Source organism: uncultured Capnocytophaga sp. (genome assembly GCF_938029845.1).
Classification (GTDB): Bacteria; Bacteroidota; Bacteroidia; order Flavobacteriales; family Flavobacteriaceae; genus Capnocytophaga.
Map to the genome: position 1 here is coordinate 19,231 of NZ_CALHGG010000075.1, position 12,293 is coordinate 31,523.

12 protein-coding genes and 2 pseudogenes are annotated in these 12,293 nt (G+C 38.7%); 12 read left to right on the plus strand and 2 right to left on the minus strand.

Going from position 1 to position 12,293, the window contains the following annotated elements:
• Positions 1-63: 63 nt before the first annotated feature.
• Together Q0625_RS05340 and Q0625_RS05345 are read right to left on the minus strand one after the other, a co-directional pair.
• Entirely contained in the window at positions 64-726 is a 663-nt protein-coding gene (locus tag Q0625_RS05340) for a hypothetical protein (RefSeq protein WP_298824214.1), read from the minus strand.
• A 68-nt stretch (positions 727-794) separates the two neighbouring features.
• A complete protein-coding gene (locus tag Q0625_RS05345) occupies positions 795-1,187 on the minus strand; it encodes a lipocalin family protein (RefSeq protein WP_298824215.1) in 393 nt (130 codons plus the stop codon).
• A 114-nt stretch (positions 1,188-1,301) separates the two neighbouring features.
• Here Q0625_RS05345 and Q0625_RS05350 point away from each other — a divergent pair, with 114 nt between their 5' ends.
• The 12 genes and pseudogenes from Q0625_RS05350 (at position 1,302) to Q0625_RS05405 (ending at position 12,233) form a co-directional block, all read left to right on the plus strand.
• The gene (locus tag Q0625_RS05350; RefSeq protein WP_298824217.1) at positions 1,302-2,057 is read left to right on the plus strand and encodes a Rossmann-like and DUF2520 domain-containing protein; all 756 of its coding nucleotides are present in this window, start codon (positions 1,302-1,304) and stop codon (positions 2,055-2,057) included.
• Positions 2,047-2,574, plus strand: coding sequence for an HAD hydrolase family protein (locus tag Q0625_RS05355; RefSeq protein WP_298824219.1), 528 nt, complete (start codon positions 2,047-2,049; stop codon positions 2,572-2,574). The genes Q0625_RS05350 and Q0625_RS05355 overlap by 11 nt, the downstream gene beginning before the upstream one ends.
• 53 nt (positions 2,575-2,627) lie before the next feature.
• Positions 2,628-3,470, plus strand: coding sequence for an aminotransferase class IV (locus Q0625_RS05360; RefSeq protein WP_298824222.1), 843 nt, complete (start codon positions 2,628-2,630; stop codon positions 3,468-3,470).
• A gap of 15 nt (positions 3,471-3,485) precedes the next feature.
• A complete protein-coding gene (locus Q0625_RS05365; protein WP_298824224.1) occupies positions 3,486-5,141 on the plus strand; it encodes an Ig-like domain-containing protein in 1,656 nt (551 codons plus the stop codon).
• A complete protein-coding gene (locus Q0625_RS05370; protein ID WP_298824228.1) occupies positions 5,138-6,514 on the plus strand; it encodes an MATE family efflux transporter in 1,377 nt (458 codons plus the stop codon). Before Q0625_RS05365 ends, Q0625_RS05370 begins: the two co-directional genes overlap by 4 nt.
• A 23-nt stretch (positions 6,515-6,537) precedes the next feature.
• Positions 6,538-6,765, plus strand: coding sequence for a hypothetical protein (locus tag Q0625_RS05375; protein WP_297974403.1), 228 nt, complete (start codon positions 6,538-6,540; stop codon positions 6,763-6,765).
• A complete protein-coding gene (locus tag Q0625_RS05380) occupies positions 6,758-7,324 on the plus strand; it encodes a phosphatase PAP2 family protein (protein ID WP_298824231.1) in 567 nt (188 codons plus the stop codon). Before Q0625_RS05375 ends, Q0625_RS05380 begins: the two co-directional genes overlap by 8 nt.
• Positions 7,321-7,446 (plus strand): annotated as a pseudogene (locus Q0625_RS05385) (glyoxalase); the annotation flags it as partial. The gene Q0625_RS05380 and the pseudogene Q0625_RS05385, both read left to right, overlap by 4 nt.
• A gap of 95 nt (positions 7,447-7,541) precedes the next feature.
• Positions 7,542-7,982, plus strand: a complete 441-nt coding sequence (locus Q0625_RS05390) for a hypothetical protein (RefSeq protein ID WP_298824233.1) — start codon at positions 7,542-7,544, stop codon at positions 7,980-7,982.
• Between the two features lie 3 nt (positions 7,983-7,985).
• A complete protein-coding gene (locus Q0625_RS05395; RefSeq protein ID WP_298824235.1) occupies positions 7,986-8,888 on the plus strand; it encodes a hypothetical protein in 903 nt (300 codons plus the stop codon).
• A 138-nt stretch (positions 8,889-9,026) separates the two neighbouring features.
• Positions 9,027-9,779: pseudogene (locus Q0625_RS05400) on the plus strand (helix-turn-helix domain-containing protein).
• A 66-nt stretch (positions 9,780-9,845) separates the two neighbouring features.
• On the plus strand, positions 9,846-12,233 hold the full coding sequence (locus tag Q0625_RS05405) for an AAA family ATPase (RefSeq protein ID WP_298824237.1): 2,388 nt from the start codon (positions 9,846-9,848) through the stop codon (positions 12,231-12,233).
• The last annotated feature ends 60 nt before the right edge of the window (positions 12,234-12,293 follow it).

A 12,293-nucleotide genomic window follows, 5' to 3' on the forward strand; every position in this document is an offset into this window, starting at 1 on the left:
ATTAATGATTAATAATTAACGAGTTATGAAATAATCATTATCAGCGTTAATTATTAATCATTACTATTTGTCTTTCACAATCACAAAACGGGCTTTGTAACCTGTAAGCAGCGCCCAAGTTTGATTGATAAGTGTTTGGTTTTGGTCGTCTATCACACGGAACTCAGCGGTGTTGGGACCGTAGAGTCCTTGGTTAAGAGCTTTGATTTCTATCTTATTAAAACCTATTTTTAAAGGAATATGCAAGCGCTGGAAGTCACCTCGTAAGTATACATTGCTTATCACCAATTCATCATTGAGGTATATATCCACTATATCCCCATCTACATCAGCATAGTCGCGGCAAAAGATACCCACCCCATCAGCAGTACTATTGAACTCACCATAGGACTTATCACCCCTAAGAGCAGAGAGGTCTTGCTCCTTTTCCAGTTTCAGGTCGGTCTGATACTTAGGGAGGGTAATCTCCTTTTGGGCATATTGCTTACGGTACTGACCTGTGAAATCCACTCCCTTGTCTTCTGAGGAAAAAGAGGGCGTAGGGTTCTGTTTTTGGTAGTTCTTAAGCCAAGAGGATACCTCGGAACTTTTCTCTTCAGCCCCTTTGGGCTGCAAGGGAGCCTCTGCCTTAGGCGTGAGTAGGAGCTTCCCTGAAGAGAATTTCTCAGGCTGACCATAGATACAAGCCGTTGCTAATAGAAATAGGGTAAGAAATAGCGTTTTCATACCCTAAGAAAAGCAAAAATCATACCAAAATAGTGACTAATGACTAACGACTAGTGACTAATCATTTGTTACTTGTCACTAGTTTTTCTGACAAGTTTTACTTTAGAGACTATTTTTTGCCCTTTGATTTCAGTAGCATCGGTAATGGTAAGTGTGTCTCCTTTGATAGCATAGTGGCTACGCTCTATACGCTTGAGTTCGTTGGTTACCTTGATACTATCGGGCGTTGCTGTATAAGGAAGTCTAGAGATATTTTCCTTACAATCCTCAAAAGGAACAAAGGTGTGGTACGTAATTGAATCCTTACCAAAGGAAAGATAAGTTTTCTTGGTACAATCATCCAAGGGTTGTGTTCTATCATTTACAATGATACTTACGATTTGCCAATCTCCCTGAAGAAGTGGCTTTTTAGAACAAGCACATAGTGCCAAAAGGGCGACGAAGCCTACAAGTTTTCTCATGAATGTAATTTTAAGTGCAAAAGTACGGTTTTTCTGTGAGCTGACCTAAAAAAATAAAACAAATCTTTTGAGGTGTCACAAAAATATAGTACTTTTGGCATTTGTTTGTTATCTATGAAGAAAGTAGTCCTTTTGGGTGGGGGCAATGTAGCCTATCACTTGGCCAAACAGCTTATGAGAAGTCAAAAGTATCAACTCATACAGTTGTATAATCGCAGCCCACTAAGCTCTCATTTTCAAGAAATTATAACAGAGAAAACGACTCACTTGGAAGCTTTGCTTCCCGCTGACATCTATATTCTTTCGGTCAAGGACGAGGCGATAGCAGCACTCTGTGAGCAGCTACCTTTCGAGGGACAATTGGTAGTGCATACCTCTGGTAGTGTACCTATGGAGGCACTAAGCCCACGCCAACGACGAGGGGTTTTCTATCCCCTGCAATCTTTTTCCAAAGCACAAGCAGTGGATTTTGCCAAAGTACCCTTCTGCTTGGAAACGGAAGAGGCTACCGACTATACTCTTTTGGAAGATTTGGCTAAGGAGTTTTCTCCAAAGAGCTATGCCATAGATAGTTTGCAGCGGCAATACCTACATGTGGCGGCTGTTTTCCTAAACAATTTCACCAACCACCTATGGTACCTTAGCGAGCAACTTTGTACACATGAGGGGATTCCTTTTGAGTTGCTCCGCCCCTTACTAGAGGAAACCTACCTCAAGGGGCAACAACTATCTTTCTTTGAAGGACAGACAGGTCCCGCCAAAAGGGGAGATCGCGCCGTGATAGAGAAACATTTAGCGCTGCTACAAGGCATAGAAAAAGACATTTACAAAGATATATCAACTTCTATTTTAAATACTTATGGAAAATAAAAATTACAAAGAACTCCTAAAGGATATCACTACTTTTATCTTTGATATAGACGGAGTACTTACCCAATGCCAAGTATTGGTAACCAACGAGGGCGACCTATTGCGTTCATTCAACGTAAAAGATGGGTATGCTATTAAGCAGGCTATCAATCAGGGTTACCGCATCGCCATTATTACGGGCGGAAATAACATAGGTACCCGCCTGAGATTCGAGCAATTGGGCGTTACTGATGTATATATGGCAAACCACTTGAAAATAGAACCTTTGAAAGAATACATGGACAAGTATCATCTTCGTCCAGAGGAGATTCTCTACATGGGTGATGATATTCCTGATGTGGCTCCTATGAAACTTGTAGGCCTACCCACCTGCCCTCAAGATGCTGTAGCAGAGGTGAAGACTGTTGCCCGATATATCTCCCACCTAGGTGGCGGACAAGGCTGCGTGAGGGAGGTCATAGAGCAAGTGATGAAAGTACAAGGTAAGTGGATTACCGAACTCACCCAAAAGCTATAGGAGAACCCGAAAATAATCCGTAACTTTGCCCCTTTATAAGTAATTGTGACTAAATGATAAACTATAACGGAGAAATACAACAAACTACCCCTGCCCTTTCTGCCAAAAATCGCGGTTTCCTCTACGGAGATGGCGTTTTTGACATCGTAAAATATGTGGAAGGTTCCCTCTTTTTCTGGGAAGAACACTATCTACGCCTTATGGCTACTATGCGTATTGCACGTATGGAGATTCCAGCCAACTTTACCATGGAATTCTTAGAGGCTGAAATCAAGAAAACCATACAAGCCAATGCCCTCTCTGCCAAGCCTGTACTAGTTCGTACAACTATTACGCGCCGAGAAGGTGGAGGCTATACCCCCCAGAGCCAAGAGGTGAATTATTGCATGGATATAGAGGGAATCACCAGTCCTTTCTATCAGAACCTCCGTATCCCTTATGAAGTGGAATTGTTCAAGGACTATTACACCCAATCCGACTTGCTTGCCTCGCTGAACACAACCAACCGTATGCTCCATATCATTGGGAGTGTATTTGCCCAAGAGAATGATTATCAGAATTGTATCCTTATGAATACAAACAAGAACGTAGTGAGCTTCCTCGACGGAAACCTCTTCTTGGTCTCTGGCTCTCAAGTGGTTACACCTCCCCTATCAGAAGGCGCCCCCAATGGAATTACACGTAAAAAACTCATAGAAGCTCTTGGCAAGACAGAAGATTTTTCAATAGAGGAACGCCCTATTTCGCCCTTTGAATTACAAAAGGCCGATGAACTGTTCCTTACCAATACCAAACAAGGCATACAATCCGTTAGCAAATATCGCAAAAAGGAATATGCTAACACGGTAGCTACCCAGCTACTAGGCAAACTCAATACGGCTGTACACTTGGGATAATTAGGACAAACTATTATGAAAAAAACATATCTTTATCTACTCGGTGGAGCACTGCTTCTCTTATGGGCGGCTTGTGCCCGTGTAGGCTCTCCTACGGGAGGAGAACAGGACAAAACCCCACCAAAAGTAGTGAAAACCATACCTCCTAACGAATCGGTAAACTTCACAGGGAACCGTATTCGCATCTACTTTGATGAGTTTGTTACCCTTAGGGATATACGCAAACAGCTCATCATCTCCCCTCCTTTGGCCTATTTTCCTGAAATCACCCCTTCGGGAAATGCCTCCAAGTATATCAATATCAAAATATTAGACACCTTAAGACCCAATACTACCTATACCTTTAACTTTGGAAAAAGTATACAGGACAACAATGAGGGGAACCCCTTGAGCTTCTATACCTATACTTTTTCCACAGGGAATACCATTGACTCTCTGACTCTCAAGGGAAGTATCAAAGATGCACTCCGCCCCAAAGCGGAGAACTTTGTCAATGTCATGCTCTATGAAATGGGCGAGAAATATTCCGATTCAGTAGTATATAAGCAACGTCCTATTTATGTCGTTAATACCTTGGACAGCCTTACCACCTTTGAGCTTTCGCACCTCAAGGCAGGAAAATATATGTTAGTGGGTATGAAGGATAAGGACAACAACTATCTTTTTGATCCTAAGACCGATAAAATAGGGTTTCACCCAACCCCAATTACCATACCTACCGATAGCTCTTACACCCTTTCCCTATTCAAAGAAGTTCCCAAGACACAAGCCTCTCGCCCCTTCCAGTCGGGCGAACAGCGTATTAGCATTGGTTATCAAGGAGAAAAAGATAGTATCCAAGTAACCCCTCTTCCTCCATTTCCTGCCGATTGGAAATGGGTCATAGAAAAAGAACCTACCAAGGACACCCTATGGCTGTGGTATCACCCAAAAATAGAGGACTCCCTCAAACTCATCGTAAAAAGCAACCGATCCGATACTATTAAGGTCAATCTACGTAAGATGAAACCCGAGAAATGGAAAATCACCCCTGAGTTCAAGGGGGTTTCCCCTACCGAGGAAGAGATTGTCCTTTCCTCCAATACACCTATCCGTGCTTTTAACAAAGAAGCTATTAAGCTCATGGTGGCTAAGGATAGCATCAAAGTAGAATTTGAACCCATTTTCACCCCCAATACCTCCCAAATCACTCTCAAAGTAAAGGTAAAAGAAGGAGAGAAATACCTCTTTAAGGCTTTTAATGCCTTTGAAAACTTCTTTGGGCAAAAGAGTGATACGCTACAAGAATCATTTTCAGCCAAGAAAGCGGAGGATTTTGGCTCCCTCAAGCTGACCCTCAAGGATAATGTATCCTTACCCTTTATCATTGAACTTACTGATAAGGATGCCAAAAAAGTACTCTATGAGCAATATGTGGAACAGGCCTCTCCTACCTATAATTTTCCCTTTGTGAAAGCAGGTAACTATCGCCTACGAGTAATAGAAGATCGCAACCGAAACAAAAAATGGGATACTGGAAATTTTCTTGGACGCCTACTACCTGAGCCTGTCCGCTATTTTGCCAAAGAGATAGAGCTACGTGCCAACTGGGAGGTAGAACAAGAGATCTCCTTTGCGGAACAAGCTGAGGAAAAACCTAAACAATCTAAAGAGAAATCTGTGAAAAAATGAAACAATATATCAACGAATTTCGTTATAATCTCCGCTTGGCTGCCCCTATTATTCTCTCCATGCTAGGACATACCCTAGTAGGTGTGATTGATACGGCCATGGTAGGAAAGGTAGGCACTTTGGAGCTGGCAGCGGCTTCCTTGGGCAACAGCTATGTTTTCCTGCTAATGTCCTTCGGCATCGGGTTTTCCACTGTGATTACTACCCTTACCGCCGAATCAGTGAAGAAGAAAAGTCCCGCTGAGACCAAATCCATACTCTCCCATGGCCTATTTACTCATATACTATTGGGCATCATCATCTTTGCAGGGCTTTTCCTCTCTGAACCTCTGATGCGCTATACTCATCAGAAGGAGGAGGTGATCGTCTTGGCGGTGCCTTATGTACATTTGGTAGCAGTTTCTATCATTCCCATGATGTTCTTTCAGGCACTCAAGCAATTCGCTGATGGCTTTTCCATTACACAATATTCACTATATGTAACTATTACAGCCAACCTGTTGAATATCTTCCTAAACTACCTCTTTATCTATGGTAGTTGGGGTTGCCCACGTATGGGAATATTGGGGGCAGCAGTAGGTACCTTGGCCTCCCGTATAGTGATGCCTATCTTGCTATGGCTTATCCTCTATAAGGACACCCGTATGACCCAGTACATGACAGGTCTTATGCCCAAGATAGATGGAGCAATGATCCGCAAATTCCTCCATATAGGGGTACCCTCAGGCTTACAAGTGGTCTTTGAGGCAGGTGTCTTTATCGCTGCCACTTGGATCAGTGGAGTTTTGGGAGAGATCTATCAAGCGGCCAACCAAATCGCCCTGAGTATAGCGACCTTAACCTTTATGATTGCCAATGGTATGAGCGTAGTGGCTATGATACGAGTGGGTAACTACAAGGGCTTGGAGGATTATATTTCCTTGCGCCGTGTGGCTATCTCCATATTCCTTTTTATCCTCTTGACTCAAGTCGCCTTAGGCGGACTTATGGGGCTGTTGCGCTACCAACTACCCGAACTATTCTTGGATACCGACAAGCTCAGTAGTGCGACCAACATAGGTTTAGTAATAGAGGAATCGGCTCACCTGCTGCTCATCGCCGCTCTCTTCCAAATCGTAGATGGAATCCAGACAGTTGCTTTAGGGGCACTACGTGGCCTGCAAGATGCCAAAGTACCTATGATACTCTCTTTTATATCCTATTGGATCATAGCTTTCCCTATTTGCTATTACTTAGGGCTACACACCCCTCTGAAGACCACAGGTATCTGGATAGGGCTCCTTATAGGGCTAGCTTTTTCAGCGTTGCTACAAACTGCCCGCTTTCTGCTCCTCTCTGGTAGACTTATAAAGAATCATCCAACTGAAAACTAAGAACTAAGAACTAAAAACTAATTATGGCATCATTCCCTAAATTTTTGCTTGGTGATAATACCGATTATCCCGACGCTATCTTCATCATTCATACGGAATTTCCTCGCTTTATCCTTAACCTTGCCGACGATGAAGTCGAATGGTTGGAGGAGTTCGACAAAGAGGACGAAGAAGAGTTAGCCGCCTCCGCCGAGGGGCTTATCCAAGAGGCTACCGCTTTCTATGACCGAGAAATAAGCCGTTATGAATAGTTTTATAGAAACACTAAATAGCCTTGACCAAGAGATGATCCTCTTTCTCAATGGCTTAGGTACGCCCCTATGGGACGGATTTTGGCTGGTGATAACTAACAAATGGACAGCTATTCCCCTCTATGCCTGGTTGTGTTGGTCTTGTTATAAGCAGTATTCGCTCAAGCAATTTCTCTGTATACTGCTGTGTGTAGGGGTAATGATTGCCTTGACTGACCAGCTCTCCAACCTCTTCAAGGTACAGTTCCACCGATTGCGCCCCTGTCATAATCCCTTGATCAATGGACAGTTGCGATTCACCCATTGTGGAGGACAATTCGGTTATTTCTCTGCCCATGCGGCCAATACCTTTGCCTTAGCTATGTTCTTAGGCCAAGTACTGAGGCCTCGCTATCCCAAACTGCTGTTATGGCTATTGTTATGGGCGGCAGTAGTCTCTTATAGCCGCATCTACTTAGGAGTACATTATCCCTTTGATGTGCTTACTGGCCTATGTATAGGACTCCTCTTTGGCTATGGCATGTATCTTTTATTTAAGAAACTAATTGTCAAACTCTAGAAACGCAAGGCGTACCCATTGCCATAGCGCTTCGCGAAGAGCCTTGGGGCGACCGCCATTTTGCCATTATAGACCCCAACGGCATCGGTATAGATATCGTAACCTATTCCGCACCTGAGTAAAAATGAAAATCCCCGCTGAAAGAAAAATCTATCAGTGGGGATTTTTTATTAGCTAATTATTCACTACTTTTGCGCTTGTATTTATAATTAAGCTTATGTCGCGCACCACATTACTACTCTGTAGGGCAATAGTAGTAGAATTTGCAGTGATTATTATTTCCTTTTCTCTGTTTGGAATGCTTTATTATGGAAAAGAAGGTTTCTTGACTGGTATAAGTCTCTTTTTTCCTATCATTATAGGGGTACTCCCTTGTCTGCTGATAGCCTTGTTTATAGGAAATCATATAAAGCCTAATCCTCAACAACTCTTTGAAAACATTTTCTTAGGGGTTATTCTCATGTTCCTATTTTTTCTTATTGCTGTCATCACAGCGGCGGTAGTGCTCTATTTCATAATGGAAGGCCGATGGATTCATTCACAAATTCTATCAGAAATACTCACCTTATCTTTCTATGGGGGCGGTATCCAGACGCTTGGAGTAGGGATCTGGTTAGGAGGCAAGTTCTGTCTTATTAAGCAATCCTCTGAAAAGTAACCTATGAAAGCACTGTTTTTAATCTTTATACTTAGCTATTCGCAAAGTATGCTTAGCCAAACTCAGGCAAGCATAGATACCCTATACCGACAAGATTTTAAGGATTTTACGCTGCGATTGGTAAGAGATGACACCGACGAGGAAAAATCCGAATTCCGAACGCTTTATATAGACAAAAAATCAGGGGAAGCAACCAAAATATTCGTTTCTACTTTAAAAAAAGATCCTTTTTGGCTCTATAGGAGGTCTATCGGAGAGGGCGGATATTATACTTATAATATCATCAAAGGATTTCATTTAGAAAATAAGCTACTTGTTTTTTATTCTTGTTGGGGAATTATAACCACCGTAAGTTTTGACCTAACTACTAAGACACACAAGACCTATTACATAGGATTATACCCTCATATAGGAGCTTTCGGATATCTCTCACATAGTATGGAAACCAAAGAATATAAAGGTATATTCTATTTTCATATAGAAGCAGGACAACAATACGGTAATAAAGCTAACATATTAGGCTACTTTAACCCTAAAACCAATGAAATGTATGATTACATTCCCTATAACACGCTTGGAAAACGTATTTCTGATATAAACAATTCTTTTGAAAGCCTAAAAGAAGACAAAGAAACTTCTCTCTTTATAAAAAAGCTACTCATAAGACTCAAATTAGCCCCTGATAATGTAGAAATTTCTTATCTATTTAGGTCTGAATATCAAAACTTCACTTATTTTTTCTATGTCAAGGACAATTCATCTGTAGAGATTCTAAGGCATGATATTGAGAAAAGACAATGGTTCGTAGGGGGCTATAGCGCCTCTCCTTCTGTAGATGATAATATGATAAAAAGAGAACGCAATACTCAAGAAAAAGAACTATCTACTCCTCCCGCCAATCAATAGGTATAGAAAATAGTATTTCTGAAGTGAGGGTAACTTATCTGTGGTTTTTTTACAATTTACAAATTAGCAAATTATTTCTATCTTTGCACTTCATCAATAGCAAACAACGTGTTATTACTTCGCCCCTATTATCACCCTATGCAATCGGTTATTCCTGCAGAAGAAAAAGAGGTTACCTACACCGATTTTCTTCCATGTGAAGCTTTACGTCCGTTTATCTATTGCTATTGGGAACTGAAATCACCTCCACGTAACACACCTTTTTGCTACCGAGTAGTTGCCGATGGTTGTATAGACCTATTTTTCGACTGCAACGCCCCGCAGATGAGTTCCCTTATGGGCTATTGCAATACGTATGTAGAGTTTCCCATAACGGGTGCCTTTCACTATGTAGGAGTGCGCTTTCTGCCCAGTGCCTTTCCGCTACTTTTTGGTCAGGATGCTTTTGAAATCAGTGCACAAGAAATTCCTTTGCGCGAGGTAGTTCCTGCTTTGGCTACTTTTATCGCTCAGTAGTTAGAATCTCCCCTTTCGTTAGCTACCATAGCACAGCATTTGGACAACTATTTTCTCCGTCACCTATCACAACGCCCTTTGCAGATGGACAACCGCTTTTTCTCAGCACTTTTGCAGATATTGCAAAGCAAAGGCAGTATACACATCAGTGAGTTGGATACCGGCATCAGTACCCGACAGTTGCGCCGCCTTTTCGACTACTACATAGGCGATAGTCCTAAGACTTTTAGCAACATTGTGCGTTTTCAGCATATACTAAGCGCAAAAGCCTATCACAACCATTCCTTTTTAGACACTTATTACGACCAAGCCCATTTTATCAAATCGTTTAAAACATTCTATGGCGATACCCCGAGCAAGGTGTTTGCAGAGTAATTAGTTAAAAAGATTGTGAAGTAAAGAAAATTTAATTAATTTTGCATATTCTTAATGGAAGTGAAAATGATTACAAAAATTACAAAAATAAATAACTTAGCAGTTTTTAAAAACTTTGAATGGGATAAAGTTATTCGAGATAAAGGAAATAATATTTCTAAATTTACTAAAGTAAATATTATTTATGGGAGGAACTATTCTGGAAAAACAACTCTTTCAAGAATTGTTCGCTCTTTAGAAACTAAAAAATTATCAGAAAAATATGAAGACCCTGATTTTGAAGTTGAGTTTGATTCTAACAATAAAATAACTCTACAGAATATAGAAGAACAAAAACAAATTATTCGTGTCTTCAACGAAGATTTTGTAAAGGAAAATTTGAGATTTATCTCTAATCCTGAAGAGAACATAACTTCTTTTGCCATATTAGGAGAAAATAATAGTATCGAAGAAGAGATAGAAGAATTAAAAGAAAAGTTAGGTAGAAACGAAGAAGGAAATAAAAGTGGGCTCTATTTAGAACTCGAAAAAAAAGAAGCTAATAAAAAATTATCTGAAGAAGAATATAATAATAGAAAAAAAAGTTTAGAGAGTAAAATACAAGAGAAAGCAATAAATAAGCAGACAGGTATTAAATATCACTCAAATATATTTGGAGATCAAAATTATAATTCTACTAAACTAAAAGAAGAAATAGAATTTGTATTAACAGAAAAAAACTTCTTAACAGAAAAAGAAAAAGCTGATAAATTAGCTCTTCTTAAAGAAACAATTAAAATACAAATCTCGCCTATTATTGCCCCTGAAATTGATTTACAAACTTTAAATAATAAAGTAAAGGAGGTAGTTACTAGACTTATTACACCTTCTAATAAAATAGAAGAGCTGGTTAAAATAGCTGTTTTAAACCGCTGGGTAAAAGAAGGACGAAAAATTCATAAAGAAAATGATTTAAAAGAATGTTCTTTTTGCGGTAATAAAATATCGGAAGAACGTTGGGAAGAATTAGATAAACATTTTGATGAAGAGTCTGAAAAATTAGAAAAAGAAATTGATTCAATGTTGCAAGAAGTAGACTCATATGTGACTAAAATTTCAGATGTACTACCAATAGATAAAAATCTTTTCTATACCAATTTTCAAAATGAATTAGAACAATTAATTGAGGAGAAAGACAATTGTATTAAAAAGATAGTTAAAGAACTTAATAGTCTAAAAAAAATATTAGAGTCAAGAAAACAAGATTTATTAAATATTCAGTCTTTTTCCGATATACAAGATTTTTCAAAAGAATTAAATGAATGTATAACAAAGTATAATCGTCTTGTTAAAGAATCAAATTCTTATTCCCAAAATTTATCTCAAAATCAGGAAAATGCAAAAAAAGTATTAAGATTAAAAGAAGTAGCTGATTTTGCAAGAGACATTCAATATTCAAAAGAAAAAGCAGAAATAGATAATCTAAAAATTAAGTGGGAAAATTCTTCAGATGAAGAAAAAGAAGTTAACGATAAAATCACAGAAGTATTAGATCTTATTTCCAATAAAGAAAGAGAAAGAAAAGATGAGGAAGCTGGAGCCAAAAAAGTAAATGAATATCTTAACAACTTTTTTGGTCATAGTTTTTTAACCTTACAAGCTTTAAAAGATAAGGATGAAGAAAAAAGTATTTATTTTGAAGTTGTTAGAAATGGGAAAAAAGCATATCATTTAAGTGAAGGAGAATGTAGTTTAATATCTTTTTGCTATTTTATGGCTAAACTTGAGGATATTGGTACTAAAGATATGAATCCTATTATTTGGATAGATGACCCTATTTCAAGTTTAGATGGGAATCACATATTTTTTGTTTATAGTTTGATAAGTTCAGAAATCATTCAACCAAAAAAAATTGAACAATTATTTATATCAACACATAATTTAGATTTTCTCAAATATCTGAAAAGATTTTCAAATTATTTTTCTAAAAAAGAGAGTCAGGAAAATATAATTTCATATTTTTTACTTGCTAGAGAAAGAGATGAAAGTAACTTAATCATAATGCCAAACTATTTAAAGAACTATGTAACAGAATTTAATTACCTATTTCATCAGATATATAAATGTTCTATTGCAGAAGAAAATGATATTGATGAACATAGCTTATTCTATAATTTTGCTAATAATACACGAAAATTTTTAGAAGCTTTCTTATTCTATAAATATCCTAATGCAGACATAAATGATAAAGATAAACTATTAAAATTTTTTGGAGGAGACAAACAAGCTGTAATATTGGTAGATAGGATTGATAATGAATATTCTCATTTAGAGGGCTTATTTGAAAGAAGTATGAAACCTGTTGATGTTCCAGAAATGAGAAAAATGGCTCAATATATTTTAAGAAAAATTGAAGAAAAGGATAAGGAACAATATGATTCTTTATTAAAAAGTATAGGAGAATGTAAGAAATAAAACTTTGTCCGTTTTTTACAATCGTATTCCCTGCGCTTGCGGTACTTTTGCCCCCGAATA